The sequence below is a fragment of the Actinoplanes regularis genome, assembly GCF_900188005.1.
Taxonomy (GTDB): domain Bacteria; phylum Actinomycetota; class Actinomycetes; order Mycobacteriales; family Micromonosporaceae; genus Actinoplanes; species Actinoplanes regularis.
The window spans coordinates 90,427-105,618 of the sequence record NZ_FZNR01000020.1 but is presented as its reverse complement, the minus strand read 5'-3'; the positions used below and the strand labels follow the sequence as shown (position 1 = coordinate 105,618).

Here is a 15,192-nt window from a genome sequence, read left to right as displayed (position 1 = left end):
GCCACACGTGCTTGCGGTGCCGGCCCCGCTGTCAGGACGCTGACGTCGGCGCCGGGGAGGGGACCGCGCTGCTGGTCGGCGCGGCGCTCACGGACGGGATCGGCGTCTGGGACGGGATGGGTTCCGGCGGGCCGGTGATCTGGGTCGGCGTGGGCACCGGGGGCATGCCGAGGATGGGCGACGGTGAGGAGGCCGAGGTGCCGGCCGGGAACGGCGAGGCGGCGACCGTGACGGTCCGGGTCACCACCGTGCTGCTGATCACCACGACCTGCGAATGGGTATCGCTCGCCGGCGGAGCCGGGTGGGCCGCGTGACCGGTGGTCGGCGCCGTCGTCCGGGCCGGCGCCAGGCCGAGGACACCGCTGCCGCCGGCTCCGCCGGCCTCTTGGGTCGCGGCGGTACGCGCTACGGGTGTGCCAAGCGCCCAGCCGACCACGACGGCGAAGGGCAGCCCGATCGCCACCACACCGATAAAAACGGATTTAGGGGACAAGAGCACGTCAATTACATCTGGCTCGCGCAGGGAAAGTTACGGTTTTACGCCCTAATAGGCAGAATCGTGGCATGGCCGAGAGGCCGACCGGTGCCCACCGAGCCGAGCCTGGAGCTCGACGCCCGCTAGTCGTTCAGGAAGGTGGAGACGCGGTCACGCAGATCCGGCCGGTTGGTCCAGAGCACCGCGGGCCGGTCATAGATGTGCAGCTCCGCATCGAGCAGCTCGGCCAGCCGCTCCGCCCAGGAGGCGGGGTGGATCTCGTCGTCCCGGCAGCCGAGCACCAACGCCCGGCCACGGAACGCCCGCAGCAGGGACTCCTCCGGGATCACCGGTGCCGACCAGAGCGTCGCGAGCTCGGCGGCCAGGCCGTCCCGCTGGAGCTGCTCCACCCGCTGCCGCAGGTGTCCCCAACCGGCCGGGGTGTTACGGACCGCAGCGGGCAGCTCCGCCTCCACCGCGTCGGCGATCATCGCGGCCTCGCCGGACTCGACCGAGGCGAGCAGCCGGTCCAGACGCTGCACCGCGGCCTCCGGACGGTCCCCGCCCAGCGGGGCCGGCAGGTAGAACACCACCCGCTCGAAACGATCGGGGGTCTCGGCGAGCAGCCGGCACAGGGCGCCCGCACCCATGCTCACACCGAGCGCCCGGGTCGCCCCGGCCAGGTCGGCCACCCCACGCAGATCGCCGGCCAGGTCGCCGAAGCTCCACGGGCCGGGCGGCGCGTCCGAGCGGCCGTGCCCGCGGAACTGGAAGAACACCCGGCGGCCGGCCACCGCGCTGCCGAGCGGGCGGGTGCCGGGGATGTCCCCGGCCAGCCCGTGCGCGAAGACCGTGATCGGGTCGCCGGCGCCGGTGATCAGCTGCTCCACCCGTACACCGGAGGGCAGGGTGATCAGCTCGGTGGCCGGGCCCGGCAGGGTCGGACGACCGGATCGCGGCCCGGTCCGATCGACGCGCCGCAGGCGCGGACCGCCGTCGGGTGGCGGTGGGCCGAAGCGAGCCCTCACGCACCGGCCCCAGGAGCCGCGGGAAGACCGGGAGAGGCGGCCGGAAGGGTCACCAGAAGCCCTTGCCGTCCGCGATGTCCTTCAGACCGGGACGGACATCGAGCAGGTAGATCAGCGAGGCGGCGATGCCGATCAGGCCGAAGATGCCGAGAGCGTCCCGGCCCGCCCAGGTCATGACGAGGCAGACGCCGATGATCGCGGCCCACGCGCCCTTGGGCAGGGTGCCGAGCGCCTGGAAGGCCGCGCCACGCTGGATGAGGCAGTGGACGAATGCCACCGTCTCGATCACCAGGGCGAACAGAAGGATCGCGAACTCGATGTAGCGCTGGACGTCGTCATAGAAGATCGGCGCGGAAGAGGCCATGTCGGGAGTCTATGCCGCGGGCCCCGGCAATGCCGGGGCCCGCGAAGCATGTCGAAACGCTTACTCGGCCGACTTCGGGGCCGGGGTGGCCTTGGGCCGCCGGCGCGGCTTCGCCGCCTCGGCCGGCGCGGCCGCGGCCTCAACGGCCTTCGGCTGCTCGGTGGCCTCGATGTCGGCGTTCACAACCTCGGCGGACTCGACGATGCCGGTGCCGACGACCTTCTCGCCGCGGGCGACCAGAGCGGTGTACGCCGCGACGGCACGCTCCTGAGCGACCTGCGCGAACGCCGTGGCCGCCGTGGTGGCGTTGGTCCGCAGCGCGTCGAAGTCGGTGTTGACGGCCTTGTGCTGCAGCTCGGTGGCCTGCTCGTTGGCGGTGCGCAGCGAGGCGACCGCCCGGTCGCTCAGCTGGGTGAGCACCGCCGGCAGCTTGCGCAGCTGCTGGTAGGCGAGGTCACCGGCGCCGGCGGCGGCGTACAGCGGGGTCGGGATCCGGGTCTTGGTCTGCTCGGTCATTTCGTCTCCTCGGCGATCGGGGTGGTCCGGGGCGCGCTCTCGGCGTCCGGGGACGGCGTCTCCGCTTCAGACGCCGGTGGCGCGTTCCGAGCGTTCTCGTTGCGGAACGTCTCGTAGATCTGCGTCAGGGACTGCTTCTGCGCGATCGTGAGCTCCGGGTCGACCGCGATGGCCGCCAGCACACCCTGCTGGCCCTCACCATCGAGCAGTCCGGCCCGCAGGTACATCGCGGGCGTCGACACACGCAGGGCGCTGGCAATCTGCTGCAGCACCTCGGCGCTGGGCTTACGCAGGCCACGCTCGATCTGGCTGAGGTAGGGGTTGCTCACCCCGGCCTTGTCGGCGAGCTGCCGCAGCGAGATCTTCGCGGTCTGCCTCAGATCGCGGATGAAGGTTCCGATGTCCTGCGGCAGATCCTTGGGCGTGGCCATGCCTCCGAAGGTAGCGCGGAGTGCTAGCTCTTGCAAGCAAAACGCTTGCAAGAGCTAGCGTGAGACGAGTCACCAGACCGCGCGAACCTCGCCGACCGGGCGGCCACCGCCCAGCACCGGCTCCTCCAGAACGGGTGTCGCCACACCCAGCCGCTGCAAGGCCGCGAGCAGCACCGGCATCCGGGCCCGCATCGAGCCGTCGGAGATCTTCACGACGACCCCGCCGGCATCCGGCGACGCGGCCGCCACCACCCCGTCCGCGCCGCTCTTCACCAGCAGCCCCGGCGCACCGGCCATCAGCACGGTGTCCGGCGACCCGGTGCCGGCCACCAGAGCGGGGTGCGCCCGCATGGCGTCCGCCACCCGGCGCTCCGGAGTGCCCGGATCCGCCGCGACCAGCCGCAGGAACGCCCGGGCCAGCCCGGCCGGCGAGATGGCCAGCACCGGCGCACCGCAGCCGTCCACCCCGGTCGCGGCGATCGGCTCGCCGGCCAGCTCACTGACCGCGTCGGCGAGCGCCACCTGCAGCGGGTGCTTGGGATCGAGGTACGAATCCAGCGGCCACCCGTTGACCACACAGGTGGCCAGCATCCCGGCGTGCTTGCCCGAGCAGTTCATCAGGATCGGCTCCGCGGAGCCGCCGTCCCGCAGCCAGGCGTTGCGCGGCTGCTCGCCCGCCGGCAACTGCGCCGGACAGCCGAGCGACTCCAGGCCCAGACCCGCGGCGGACAGGATGCCCCGCACCCGCTCCACGTGGAACGGCTCGCCGTCGTGGCTGGCGCTGATCATCGCGAGGTCGGTCTCCTCGCGCGGGACCAGCCCCGCGCGCAGCATGCCGACCGTCTGCAACGGCTTGTTCGACGAACGCGGGAAGAACGGGCTGCTGATGTCCCCGACACCGGCCCGGCCGGTGAACGCGACGACACCGTGGTGCACGCTCTCCACGAAGCCGGAGCGGACCACCTCCGCGACGACGGTCATCGAGCCGGCACTCCGAGCAGCTCCCGCGCCTGGGCGGGGGTCAGCGGCGGGCGCTGGGCGAGCTGGGCGAACCCGACGGCGCGGGCGACCAGCTGCATGTTCGACTCGACAGGGCGACCCTTCGCGTACGTGACGGTGTCCTCCATGCCCACCCGCAGGTGGCCGCCGGTCGACAGGGCGGCCAGCATCACCGGGATCGTGCCGCGACCGATGCCGGTCGCCGAGAACGTGGTGCCCGCCGGCAGGTCACGGATCGCCTGCTCGCAGGCGACCAGCGCGGCCGCGGTGCCGGGCATCCCGCCCGGCACGCCCATCACCAGGTCGACGTGCACGTGACCGCCGAACGGCAGCCCGTGCTTGCCGAGCAGCCGCTGCAGGGTGGTGAGCTGGCCCAGGTCGAAGATCTCGTACTCCGGAACGATGCCGCGCTCCTGCATCCGGGTGTGCAGATCGACGATGAAGTCCCAGCGGTTCATGAACACGTCGTCGCCGAAGTTGACGGTGCCCATGGTGCACGAGGCCATCTCCGGGGCGGCGTCCAGCACGGCCAGGCGACTGGCCTCCGGATCGGTCACCGCGCCGCCCGACGAGAGCTGGATGATCAGCCCGGTCGACTCGCGCAGCGCGGCCACGGTGGCCCGCAGCCGGCCCTGGTCGAGGGTCGGACGGCCGTCCTCGTCCCGGATGTGCACATGGATGATCGAGGCGCCCAGTGCCTCGCACTCTTTCGCGGTCGAGACCAACTCGTCCAGGGTCACTGGCAGAGCCGGCACGTCCGCCTTGCTGCTCTCCGCGCCGGTCGGGGCGACGGTGATCAAGGTCCCGGTCATGCCGGTCATCCTGCCACGACCGCCGCCGCCCTCAGCGGCGCTTCCGGCACGGCCCCCGGGCGCGGGGGTCAGACGTCGATCGCCGCCGTCGACTCCCCGACGGTCAGGCGGGCGTCGTCGGCCACGTTCCGCTTGAGCACGGCCAGCGCGATCATCCCCAGCTCGTGGTGCCGCACGCCGGTTCCGACGAAGCCGACCGCCCGGCCGTCCAGCTCGACCGGTGTGCCCTGCGCCGGCGGGTGGTCGGTGGCGATCCCGTCCAGGTGCAGCAGGACCAGGCGACGCGGTGGCCGGCCCAGGTGGTGCACCCGGGCGACGGTCTCCTGCCCGCGGTAGCAGCCCTTGTCCAGGTGCACCGCGGCGGCCATGAAATCCGCCTCGGCCGGAAGCGTCTTGTGATCGGTCTCGTGGCCCAGCCGCGGGACCCGGGCGGCGACCCGGATCGCCTCGTACGCCGACAGGCCGGCTCGGGGCACGCCCAGCTTCTCGATCACCGACGTCTTCGCCGCCCGCGGGACCAGCAGGTCCACACCGAGCGGAACGCGACGAGCCAGCCCGCCCTCGAAAGGTCGTACCGAATAGATCGCGGTGGCCTCGGGGGGAACCGATCCGGCGGCGAACTTCGGACCCGGCACCGCACCGATCCGCGGCTCCGCCAGCTCCGGTAAGAGCTCGGCAGCGGCCGGGCCGACCAGCGACAGCACCGCGATCTCCGAGGTGGCGTCGCGCGGCTCCACCCGGGTGAAGAAGCGCATCATCTCCAGGTACTTCAGGAGGCCGGCACCGGCGCCCGGCTCGGTGTCCAGCCAGGCCGTCGTGCCGTCGTCGGTGACGAACGCGTGCTGCTCCACGTGCCCGTGCGGGGACAGCACCAGCAGCTCGCTGCCCTGGTCGGCGGAGATCCCGGAGAGATGCTGGGTCGTCAGCGTGTGCAGCCAGCTCGCCCGCTCGTCACCGGGCACCGCGAGAACGTCCCGGTTGGACCGGTCGACCAGGCCGACCGCGGTCTCCAGGAGGCGCTGCTCCTTCACCGGATCGCCGAAGTGCGCGGGCACTCCGGCGTCGGCCGAGCTCGGGTCGATCTCCTCGACCATGACGACGGTCATTCGGACTCCTTGCACTTGCCGCAGACACCGAAGAGGGAGACGTGGCCGACATCGACGCGGAAATTTCGCTCGTCCCGCAGCCGGTCGCAGACCGGGAGCAGCACCGCCGGATCCATCTCCTCGATCGACCCGCAGGAGCGGCAGACCAGGTGCACGTGCTGACCCTCACCGGCCGGGTGGTAGGTCGGCGAGCCGTGCGACAGGTGCGTGTGATTGACCAGGCCGAGCTCTTCCAGCAGCTCCAGCGTCCGGTAGACGGTGGTTATGTTGACCCCGGCGACCCGCTCACGGACCGCGTTGTGCACCGTCTCGGGGGTCGCGTGGCCGAGCTCGTGCACCGCTTCCAGGATCAGCTGACGCTGCGGGGTGAGCCGCAGGCCGCGCTCACGCAGCATGACGGCAAGCGAAGTGGCGGACACCCCACGAGCATAGTTCGCTAATTTCACGTTGATGGACGAGCGAATCCTGGTGTCCCCGAGCGATCTCCTCGGCGACGGGGTCTTCGAGACCCTGCACCTGCGGCCGTCGGGACCGTGGCTGCTGCCGGAGCACCTCGACCGGCTGGCCCGGTCCGCGGCGCTGCTCGACCTGCCGCCGCCCCCACCCATCGATCTCGGCGGGCTCCAAGCCCGGCGGACCGGGGTGATGCGCATCGTCTACACCCGGAATCTGCTGCACGTGAGCGTCTCGGAGATCTCGGAGCAGGTGCTCCGGGAGCGACGGGACGGCGTCCGGGTCCTCAGCGCCGACCTCGGCGTCTCCGTCGGGCGGCGTCCGCCGTGGTCGCTGTCGGCGGCCAAGTCACTGTCCTACGCGAGCAATTTCGCGGCGCGGCGCTGGGCGGCGCGGCAGCAGGCCGACGACGTGATCTGGACTTCCCTCGAGGGGTACGTCCTGGAGGCGCCGACCTCGTCCGTCGTCTGGCTCAGCGGCGACACGCTGTGCACGGTCCCGCCCGCGGAAGCCGGCATCCTGGACGGGATCACGGCCGGCCACCTGCTGTCGGTGGCCGGCTCGGTGGGACTGCGGCCCGCGTTCCGCATGATCACGCTGCCGGAGCTGGCCGCCGCCGACGCGATCTGGCTGGCGTCGTCGGTGCGCGGACTCGCCGAAGTGATCTCGCTCGACGGCGTGCCACGCGGCCGGTCGCCGTGGACTCCCCGCCTGTTGAGCCTGCTCGGCTTCTGAGCCCGCTCGGCGGGTCAGCCGCCGATGCGGATCAGGCGCGCGGACATGTGCGGGGTCAGCGGGCTGTTGTCGATCGAGATCTCGTGCGCGTAGAGCAGCGCCCCCTCGACGACCCCGAAGAGCCGGTGCCCGCCGGTCACGTGCAGCCCGGACGGCGTGTACGCGACCGCGTCCGTGCCCATCTCCAGCCAGGTGCTGACGGCCTTGCCCAGGTACAGCTCGGCGACGCCGTCCGGCCGGATCATCGTGGCCTCCATCTCGTCACCGGGCCGGCCGTCGACCAGCACCGGCCGCCAGAAACCGGACTCGGTGAGCGCCTGGCCGAGCGGCTGCGACTCGTCGTCGAGCAGCCAGGAGCGCGACTCGAAGCGCAGGAAGTCCCGCCCGTCGTGACTGATCCGGACCTCCTGGGCGAAGTTGTAGTCCTCCTCCGCCGGGAAGCCACCCTGCCCGCGCCCCCGCCACAGACCGATGAACGGCAGCAGCCCGAGCAGCGAATGATGCAGGTCGGGGCCGACTCGCAGGTCGTGCGTGTCCTCATAGGGACTGACGCCGACCGGCGGGGCGTTCAGCCACGGCGGCGGGCCCAATGGGTTTTCCGTCTCGCCGCTCACCAACGCCCCCTCGAAATACGCATCGCTAGATAGCCGAAACCGCCCGCCAGGGCACCGACCCCGGCGACCAGCAGACTCACGAACCCGATCTCCGTAACCATGACCGGACCATCTTATGCTGGCCGGTATGGCACGTTTGCTGGTCGTCAAGGCCACCGCCGGCGCGGACGCACCGGAACGCTGCAACCAGGCGTTCAACGTGGCGAGCACGGCCGCGACCGCCGGTGTCGACGTGTCGTTCTGGCTGACCGGCGAGTCCACCTGGTTCGCCCTGCCCGGCCGGGCCGCCGAGTTCGAGCTGCCGCACGCCGCGCCGCTGCCCGACCTGATCGACCTGCTCCTGGAGGCGGGCCGGATCACCGCGTGCACCCAGTGCGCCGCCCGCCGCGGCATCGGTGCCGAGGACGTGATCCCCGGCATCCGCATCGCCGGCGCCGCCGTCTTCGTCGAGGAGATCATGTCCGACGGCGCGCAGGCCCTCGTCTACTGACCTGCTCGCGTCAGGAGGCGTGCGACCGGCTCTCGGGCCGGAAGACGTTCGACCGGCTCTCGCGTCAGGAGACGCGGCAGGCGGTCGTCACGCTGACCCGCGAACGGTCACCGCTGTCGTCGACGACGACCGATTCGGAGCCTTTCCGGTACGCCCATCCGCCGGCCCCGGACCACACCGGCGTCGTGCCGCCGGGCAGCCCACGCGGCCCGCTCCCGCTCTCCCCGGCCACCGCCTGGAACGTCGCCGCCGTACCACCCGCCGGGCAGGCCACCGCCCACGCCGACACCTCGGCGCCCGCCCGCCCGCCGAGCGCCACCACGGTCTCGGCCAGCGTCACCGGCGCCGCGCCCGCCGCTGGATCGGCCCCGGCGCCGCTCGCCGGTCCGCCCGGCCGGCATCCGGTGTCCAGCGACAGCGTGAGCACCTGATCGGCCCTCCCGGCCTCGGCCTCGATCGCGATGAAGTCCCCGGCGTCCGCGAACAGCGACAACCGCGTGCCCGACCGGGTCGGCACCACCGAGGCGCGATACCCGCTCGGCAGCGCGGCCGCGACCTGGTCGAGCGCCTCCCGCGCCCGGTCCCCCGGCACGTAGAGGAAGACGTCGCGCCCGGCGTTCACCCCGTCCCGCACCGGCGTCAACGCGCACTTGTCAGCCCGTGGCGCACCCAGCCGCACCACCCACGGCCCGCTCTGCGCCGCAGCGAGCAGCGTGCCGGTCGCCTTCCGCAACGCGGGCATCGCCCGGTCGAGACCCTGCTGCTCCGGCACGGTCGCCGGATCGTTCCGGATCGACCACCACGACACCAGGGCCAGCACCAGAACCCAGCCACCGACCGCCGCGCCGACCCACCGGTGCCGCTTCCTCGAAGCCACCGGCGGCCCATATCCCATCCCCGGCGCCATCATGGCAGCCATGTTGGCACGGGCCCTTCAAAGCTCAAGTGCCACCCGCGACGCCATATCGATCGTCTTGACACCCCGCGCTCGTGGTCAAGGTGGAGGTCAGCTCTGGGCGAGGCGGGTGAGGGCGCCGAGGGCGACGTCGGAACTGGTCGTGTACCAGAACGGGGGCAGGGACCTGCGCAGGAACGGGCCATAGCCGCGGGCCGTCTCCAAGCGTGAGTCCAGGACCGCGACCACCCCCTTGTCACCGGTGGAACGGATCAGCCGGCCCACGCCCTGGGCGAGCCGGACCGCGGCGATCGGCACGCTCACCGAGGCGAAGCCGGAACCCGGCCGGGCCGCGTCGGCGGCGGCCGAGCGGGCGGCGGCCAGGGGTTCGTCGGGGCGCGGGAACGGCAGCCGGTCGATCACCACCAGCTGGCACGCGTCACCGGGAACGTCGACGCCCTGCCAGAGCGACATCACGCCGAACAGGCAACTCGACTTCTCCTCCCGGAACTTGCGGACCAGGATCGGCAGCGTCTCGTCGCCCTGCAGCAGGATCGGCAGGTCGGTCTTGGCGCGCAGCAGTTCGGCCGCCTGGGTGGCCGCCTTGCGGGAGGAGAAGAGTCCGAGGGTGCGCCCACCGAGCGCCTGCACGAGCTTGAGGAGTTCCTCGCCGGCGACGTCGGGCAGGCCGGAGGCCATCGGCTTGGGCAGGTGCGCCGCGACGTACAGAATCCCCTGCTTCGGGTAGTCGAACGGGGAGCCGACGTCCAGCGAGGTCCAGCCGTCGCCGGAGGAAGCCGCCTCGCCCTCGGAAGCCGAAACCGGCAGGCCGAGCGACCGGGCGACGGTGTCGAACCGCCCGCCCAGGGTCAGCGTCGCCGAGGCGGCCACCACCGTACGGTCCGCGTACAGCGCCTGGGAGAGCGTCCCGGCGACCGAGAGCGGCGCGACCACGAGCGCCCGCCGCCCCGAACCGAACTCGGACTTCTCCACCCAGGCGACGTCGAACTCGTCCTCCTCGAGCAGCCGCTGGGCGGTCGTGGAGAGCTCGTCGAGAACCGCTTTGGCCTGCTGTTTCCGTACCGGATCGGGGTCGTCGGACTTGACGTCGCCGATCGCGGTGAGCCCGGAGCGGGTCGCCGCCTCCAGCAGGGTGACCGCCTGACGGAGCGCGTCGGGCAGGCCCGCGGTGAGCCGGCCGGCCGGCACGTCGGCGAGGCCGACGGTGAGCGCGTCGGCGGCCTCGGCGAGCGACTCGGCGGCGGCCTGCGGGATCAGGGTGCGGGCGCGACGGCCGGCCCGCTCGACCGCCTCCGGGGTGAGCTCGGCCTGCGAGGCCGAGGAGACGCGCTCGGCGAGCTCGTGCGCCTCGTCGATGACGAGCAGTTTGTGCGGCGGGACGATGTGCCGCTCGGAGAGCATGTCGACGGCGAGCAGGCTGTGGTTGGTGACCACGATGTCGGCCTCGCGGGCGCGCACCCGGGACGCCTCGGCGAAGCACTCCTGACCGTAGGGGCACCGGGCCGCCCCGACGCAGTCCCGCGCCGGCATGGAGACCGACCGCCAGGCGCCGTCGTCGACGCCCGGGTCGAGCTCGTCCCGGTCACCGGTCTGGGTCTTGTCGGCCCACTTGCGGATCCGGACGACCTGCTTGCCGAGCCGGCCCGCCTCGCCCAACCACTGCCCGGCCCGGGGCGCCGGCGCGTCGTCGAAGAGCGTGTCGGTGGGCGCCTCCTCGTCGACGTGCTCGAGCTTGGCCATGCAGACGTAGTGGTGCCGGCCTTTCAGCACGGCGAACGTCGGCTTGCGCCCGAGCACCGGCTCGACCGCCGTGGCCAGCCGGGGCAGGTCGTGCTCGACCAGCTGGTTCTGCAGCGCGAGGGTGGCCGTGGAGACCACCACCGGCCCGTCCACGAGCAGCGCGGGTGTCAGATATCCCAGGCTCTTCCCGGTGCCCGTGCCGGCCTGCACGAGCAGGTGCTCACGGTCTTTGACGGCCTTGTCGATCGCCGCCACCATGGCCTGCTGACCTGGGCGGACGGAGCCCCCGGGGACGGCGCCGACCGCGGCTGTGAGGAGCTGCTCGGCGGTCGCCTTCTTCTTGGTTGCTACGGGCACGCAGGAACGGTACCCGGCACCACCGACATATCCCGGTCACCGTTAGGGTGCACCCATGCCGAGCGAGATGGTCCGGGTGATCTACACGAAGTACGACGGTTCGGCTCACCGCGACTACCCGGCCCGCCGCTTGGCCGAGGATGACCTGGGCATCTGGGTCGGCGTGACGCACGGTACAGCGTCGGTCTACCACGGCCGTCCCTCCGTCGAGCAGATCCCGTTCGTGCTCCTCATCCCGCACCACGCCTGGTGGACCGGCATGTTCAACCCGCCGCCGCGGACCAGCGAGGTCTACTGCGACGTCACCACCCCGGCCCGCTGGGAGGGGGACACGGTGCACATCATCGACCTGGACCTGGACGTGGTGCGACGCCGCGAGACCGCCCTGGTCGAACTCCGTGACGAGGACGAGTTCGCGGAGCACCGGTCACTCTTCGGCTACCCGGACGAGCTGGTCACGAACGCGAACGCGGCCGCGCAGCTGCTGCTCGGCAAGCTGGCCGACGGCACCGAGCCGTTCGCCACGCACTACCGCAAGCACCTACTCGAGGTCACCCAGTAAGACCTTCTCCGGGTTCTGCTGGGTGAAGATCCCGGTGATCAGCCCATTCTCGACGGCGACGGTGAACACGGCGAGCAGCCGGCTGCCGTCCGGCCGGCTGCCGCGCAGCATCATCGCCGCGCCGCCCTCGACCAGCACCGGCTCGGCCGACATGTCGTGCACGTCCGCCAGCTGATTCGTCAACACACCGAGGAAGAAGCGCGACACCCGGTCCGGGCCGTGGATCGCGCGCATCGCGCTGCGGACCACTCCGCCGCCGTCGCTGATCGCGACGACGTCCGGGGCCAGGACCGCGGCGAGTGTACGAACATCGCCGCTCTGCGCCGCGGCCAGGAACGCCGCCAGCACCCGCCGCTGCTCGGCCGGGTCGGCGGTGTGCCGGATCCCGCCCTCGGCGGCCGCCTTGCGCCCCCGCGAGGCGTGCTGCCGGGCCGCGGCCGGCGTCGTCTCCAGCACAGCGGCGACCTCCTCGAACGGCACCCCGAACGCGTCGTGCAGCACGAACGCCACCCGCTGCTCGGGGGTGAGCCGCTCCAGCACCACCAGTAGCGCCATGCTGACCTGGTCGGCCCGCTCGATGTGGACGGCCGGGTCGGCGTCCGGGTCCACGACGAAGGCGGGCAACCATTCACCGGGGTACGAGGTACGGCGTACCCGGGCGGAGTTGAGCTGGTCCAGGCAGATCCGTCCGGTGACGGTGGTCAGCCAGGCGCGCGCCTCCCGGACGTCCTGCTGCTGTGCGAAGCGCAGCCAGGCCTCCTGGACCGTGTCCTCGGCCTCGGCCCGGTTCCCCAGCATCCGGAAGGCGACCGCCGTCAGGTAGGGACGGTGGACCTCGAACTCGCTCGCGGTGGGCGATGGCATGGAGCAATTCTGCGTGTGATCCCCAGAGCGAGGTATCACTTGTGCCACAGTAGAAAAGGGATATTTCCGTCTAATAGGGGTGGTGCGCACGTGCAGGACATGGCGACTCTCGCGGGTAGCCTTGCCGGACTCGCCGGTGCAGGCGGCGCCATGTCGATGGCGCTGGCCCGCCGACGCCGGCACAGCCTCTCCTCCGGACACGCGCTGGTCCTGGACCGGTTCACCGACCCGCTGCCGGTGGTGCTGCGCCTCGGCCTGACCGGGATGACCGTGCGGGTGGCTCCGGGTCCGCACGGCGAGCTGTTCCTCGGCCCCGGCGACCCGCAGCCCGGCCGTACCCTTCGCCGGCTCGTGCTGGCCCCGCTCTTCGCCCGGGCCCGGGCGGCCGCCGGCCGGCTCTGGTCCGACCAGCAGGCGCCGTTCCAACTGGTCGTCGAGTTCGCCGGGCCGAGCCGGGACACCTCGTCGCTGCTGCGCGCCTATCGGATGCTGGACCAGCAGCTGCGCGACCACGCGCCGCTGCTGACCCGCAGCAGCGACGGGAAGCTGACGCCGGGCGTGGTGACCGTGACGGTGGCCGGCATCGTGGACGTCCGCGACCTGCTCGCCGCCCAGAAGGTCCGGTACGCGTTCGCCGAGGGCAGCTTCGACGACCTCGGCTCCTCCTCCGCCCCACTGGAACTGGCACCGGTGATCAGTGAGCCGTGGGCGCAGCGCTTCGGCTGGGACGGCCACGAGCCGATCGCCGCCGAGGAACGGCACCTACTGCACGCGCTGGTCCGCGCCGCACACGAGGACGGGCGCACGGTGCGGATCAGCGGGCTGCCCGACGGCCCCCGCAAGGCCCGGGTGGCGATCTGGACCGAGCTGAGCGCCGCCGGCGTGGATGTGATCGCGGATACGGATCTCCAGGGCCTGGCCAGACATCTGCGACGGCACCCGGCGAGCCGGCCTCCGCAACTCGAGCTGCCGGTCATCGCCGGGCGTCACGGCACGCCACACCCGGCGTAAGCCCGTGTCCAACGGGTGAACCGATGAGGACCGATAGAGTGCACGAAGATCCAGCGAAAGCCCGTCGATCGAGGTCCGCACCGTGAAGTTCTCATTCCGTCCCGTCGAGGGCGCCTTCTACGATCTCTTCACCAAGGCCTCGCTCAACCTGGTGAAGGGCACCGAGCTGCTCAACGAGCTGACGTTGCCCGGAGCCGACGTCCAGTCGATCAGTGAACGACTGAGCGACGTGGAGCACGACAGCGATGCGATCACGCACGAGCTCTACAAGAAGATCAATTCGACCTTCATCACGCCGTTCGACCGAGCCGACATCTACTCGCTCGGCTCGCAGCTGGACGACGTCATGGACCACCTCGAGGCCGTCGGAAACCTGCTCTACCTCTACGGACTGACCGAGCTGCCCTCCCTGCCCCGGGAGATGCACGAGCTGATCACGGTCCTCGACCAGCAGGCGAAGATCACCTCGGACGCGATGCCGCGGCTGCGCTCGATGAAGCACCTCGAGGACTACTGGATCGAGATCAACCGGCTGGAGAACGACGGCGACCGCTCCTACCGGATGCTGCTGGTCCGGCTCTTCTCCGGGGAGTACGACGCGCTGACCGTCCTGAAGATGAAGGAGGTAGCCGACGAGCTGGAGGCGGCCTGCGACGCGTTCGAGCACGTGGCGAACACGGTCGAGACCATCGCGGTCAAGGAGTCCTGAGGTTGTCACCGGAACTCGTCGCCGTCCTGGCGGTGATCATCGCCGCGATGGTGTTCGACTACACCAACGGCTTCCACGACGCGGCGAACGCGATCGCGACCAGCGTCAGCACCCGGGCACTGACCCCGCGGGCCGCCCTGGCGATGGCCGCCGTCGGCAACTTCGTCGGCGCCCACCTGGGCAAGGAGGTCGCCAAGACCGTCGGTGAGGGTCTGGTCCAACTGCCGATCGGCATTCCCAGCCTGGGCATCGTCTTCGCCGGCGTGCTCGGTGCCATCTCCTGGAACCTGATCACCTGGTACTTCGGCCTGCCGTCGAGCTCTTCGCACGCGCTGTTCGGCGGGCTGGTCGGCGCCACCATGGTCGCCGGCATGGGCAGCGTGCAGTGGGGCAACATCGTGCAGAAGGTCGTCATCCCGATGGTGGCCTCACCGGTGGTCGGGCTGGTCCTCGGCTTCCTCGCGATGGTCGCGCTGATGTGGACGTTCCGGCGCGGCAACCCGGGCAAGCTGAACCGCGGTTTCCGGTACGCGCAGACGGTCTCGGCCGCGGCGATGGCGGTCGGGCACGGCACCCAGGACGCCGCGAAGACGATGGGCATCGTGGTGCTGGCGCTCTACAGCGGCGGCTACCAGGACGACATCTCCTACATTCCGCCATGGGTCTTCTGGGCGTCGGCGACGATGCTGGCGGCCGGCACCTACACCGGCGGTTGGCGGATCATCCGCACCCTGGGCCGGAAGATCATCGACCTGGGCCCGGCCGAGGGCTTCGCGGCCGAGACGGTCGCCAGCTCGGTGCTCTACTTCAACGCCTTCGTGCTGCACGCGCCGATCTCCACCACCCACACGATCACCTCGGCGATCATGGGCGTCGGCGCCACGAAACGGCTCAGCGCGGTCCGCTGGAACGTCGCCGGGAACATCCTGATCGCGTGGGTCACGACGTTCCCCGCCGCCGCGTTGATCGCCTGTCTGTTCCACTACATCGTCGGCCCGCTCTTCGCCTAG

19 protein-coding genes and 1 pseudogene are annotated in these 15,192 nt (G+C 71.5%); 7 read left to right on the top strand and 13 right to left on the bottom strand.

The window, feature by feature from the left end:
* The first annotated feature begins 11 nt into the window (after window positions 1–11).
* On the top strand, window positions 12–314 hold the full coding sequence (locus CHC09_RS35480; RefSeq protein WP_089297642.1) for a hypothetical protein: 303 nt from the start codon (window positions 12–14) through the stop codon (window positions 312–314).
* Between the two features lie 304 nt (window positions 315–618).
* Here CHC09_RS35480 and CHC09_RS35475 read toward each other — a convergent pair whose 3' ends face one another.
* The 8 genes and pseudogenes from CHC09_RS35475 to CHC09_RS35440 all read right to left on the bottom strand — a co-directional run bounded on the left by CHC09_RS35475 (window position 619) and on the right by CHC09_RS35440 (window position 6,150).
* On the bottom strand, window positions 619–1,503 hold the full coding sequence (locus CHC09_RS35475; protein ID WP_089297641.1) for an alpha/beta fold hydrolase: 885 nt from the start codon (window positions 1,501–1,503) through the stop codon (window positions 619–621).
* A gap of 49 nt (window positions 1,504–1,552) precedes the next feature.
* Window positions 1,553–1,867, bottom strand: a complete 315-nt coding sequence (locus tag CHC09_RS35470) for a DUF2516 family protein (RefSeq protein WP_089297640.1) — start codon at window positions 1,865–1,867, stop codon at window positions 1,553–1,555.
* Window positions 1,868–1,927: 60 nt separating this feature from the next.
* Complete coding sequence (locus CHC09_RS35465) at window positions 1,928–2,383, bottom strand: hypothetical protein (protein WP_089297639.1); 456 nt, start codon at window positions 2,381–2,383, stop codon at window positions 1,928–1,930.
* 20 nt (window positions 2,384–2,403) lie between these two features.
* A pseudogene (locus tag CHC09_RS35460) lies at window positions 2,404–2,814 on the bottom strand (helix-turn-helix domain-containing protein); the annotation flags it as partial.
* Window positions 2,815–2,883: 69 nt separating this feature from the next.
* Window positions 2,884–3,795 carry an asparaginase gene (locus CHC09_RS35455; RefSeq protein WP_089297637.1) on the bottom strand — a complete coding sequence of 304 codons (912 nt, stop codon included), beginning with the start codon at window positions 3,793–3,795 and terminating at the stop codon, window positions 2,884–2,886.
* The gene (locus CHC09_RS35450) at window positions 3,792–4,625 is read right to left on the bottom strand and encodes a beta-keto acid cleavage family enzyme (RefSeq protein ID WP_373871991.1); all 834 of its coding nucleotides are present in this window, start codon (window positions 4,623–4,625) and stop codon (window positions 3,792–3,794) included. The genes CHC09_RS35455 and CHC09_RS35450 overlap by 4 nt, the downstream gene beginning before the upstream one ends.
* 68 nt (window positions 4,626–4,693) lie before the next feature.
* Window positions 4,694–5,731, bottom strand: a complete 1,038-nt coding sequence (gene ygfZ / locus CHC09_RS35445) for a CAF17-like 4Fe-4S cluster assembly/insertion protein YgfZ (RefSeq protein WP_089297635.1) — start codon at window positions 5,729–5,731, stop codon at window positions 4,694–4,696.
* Window positions 5,728–6,150, bottom strand: a complete 423-nt coding sequence (locus CHC09_RS35440; protein ID WP_089297634.1) for a Fur family transcriptional regulator — start codon at window positions 6,148–6,150, stop codon at window positions 5,728–5,730. Before CHC09_RS35440 ends, ygfZ begins: the two co-directional genes overlap by 4 nt.
* A gap of 31 nt (window positions 6,151–6,181) precedes the next feature.
* Here CHC09_RS35440 and CHC09_RS35435 point away from each other — a divergent pair, with 31 nt between their 5' ends.
* Complete coding sequence (locus CHC09_RS35435; protein ID WP_089297633.1) at window positions 6,182–6,919, top strand: aminotransferase class IV; 738 nt, start codon at window positions 6,182–6,184, stop codon at window positions 6,917–6,919.
* A 14-nt stretch (window positions 6,920–6,933) separates the two neighbouring features.
* Here CHC09_RS35435 and CHC09_RS35430 read toward each other — a convergent pair whose 3' ends face one another.
* Together CHC09_RS35430 and mtfM are read right to left on the bottom strand one after the other, a co-directional pair.
* Window positions 6,934–7,533, bottom strand: a complete 600-nt coding sequence (locus tag CHC09_RS35430) for a heme-binding beta-barrel domain-containing protein (protein WP_089297632.1) — start codon at window positions 7,531–7,533, stop codon at window positions 6,934–6,936.
* Window positions 7,530–7,634 carry a small membrane protein MtfM gene (gene mtfM / locus CHC09_RS48585; RefSeq protein ID WP_275407938.1) on the bottom strand — a complete coding sequence of 35 codons (105 nt, stop codon included), beginning with the start codon at window positions 7,632–7,634 and terminating at the stop codon, window positions 7,530–7,532. Before mtfM ends, CHC09_RS35430 begins: the two co-directional genes overlap by 4 nt.
* Window positions 7,635–7,648: 14 nt before the next feature.
* Here mtfM and CHC09_RS35425 point away from each other — a divergent pair, with 14 nt between their 5' ends.
* Window positions 7,649–8,023, top strand: a complete 375-nt coding sequence (locus CHC09_RS35425) for a DsrE family protein (RefSeq protein ID WP_089297631.1) — start codon at window positions 7,649–7,651, stop codon at window positions 8,021–8,023.
* A gap of 64 nt (window positions 8,024–8,087) precedes the next feature.
* Here the strand turns inward: CHC09_RS35425 and CHC09_RS35420 are convergent, their stop codons facing one another.
* Window positions 8,088–8,900 (bottom strand): hypothetical protein, encoded by an 813-nt coding sequence (locus CHC09_RS35420; protein WP_089297696.1) that lies wholly within the window; start codon window positions 8,898–8,900, stop codon window positions 8,088–8,090.
* Window positions 8,901–9,029: 129 nt separating this feature from the next.
* Window positions 9,030–11,036 carry an ATP-dependent DNA helicase gene (locus tag CHC09_RS35415; RefSeq protein WP_089297630.1) on the bottom strand — a complete coding sequence of 669 codons (2,007 nt, stop codon included), beginning with the start codon at window positions 11,034–11,036 and terminating at the stop codon, window positions 9,030–9,032.
* 55 nt (window positions 11,037–11,091) lie between these two features.
* Here CHC09_RS35415 and CHC09_RS35410 point away from each other — a divergent pair, with 55 nt between their 5' ends.
* A complete protein-coding gene (locus CHC09_RS35410) occupies window positions 11,092–11,598 on the top strand; it encodes a DUF402 domain-containing protein (protein WP_089297629.1) in 507 nt (168 codons plus the stop codon).
* Here CHC09_RS35410 and sigJ read toward each other — a convergent pair.
* Complete coding sequence (gene sigJ / locus CHC09_RS35405) at window positions 11,578–12,462, bottom strand: RNA polymerase sigma factor SigJ (RefSeq protein ID WP_089297628.1); 885 nt, start codon at window positions 12,460–12,462, stop codon at window positions 11,578–11,580. The genes CHC09_RS35410 and sigJ overlap by 21 nt on opposite strands.
* A 99-nt stretch (window positions 12,463–12,561) precedes the next feature.
* Here sigJ and CHC09_RS35400 point away from each other — a divergent pair, with 99 nt between their 5' ends.
* The 3 genes from CHC09_RS35400 (at window position 12,562) to CHC09_RS35390 (ending at window position 15,192) form a co-directional block, all read left to right on the top strand.
* On the top strand, window positions 12,562–13,473 hold the full coding sequence (locus tag CHC09_RS35400; protein ID WP_239138725.1) for a PI-PLC domain-containing protein: 912 nt from the start codon (window positions 12,562–12,564) through the stop codon (window positions 13,471–13,473).
* An 82-nt stretch (window positions 13,474–13,555) separates the two neighbouring features.
* Window positions 13,556–14,182, top strand: coding sequence for a DUF47 domain-containing protein (locus tag CHC09_RS35395; RefSeq protein WP_089297627.1), 627 nt, complete (start codon window positions 13,556–13,558; stop codon window positions 14,180–14,182).
* A gap of 2 nt (window positions 14,183–14,184) precedes the next feature.
* The gene (locus tag CHC09_RS35390) at window positions 14,185–15,192 is read left to right on the top strand and encodes an inorganic phosphate transporter (RefSeq protein WP_089297626.1); all 1,008 of its coding nucleotides are present in this window, start codon (window positions 14,185–14,187) and stop codon (window positions 15,190–15,192) included.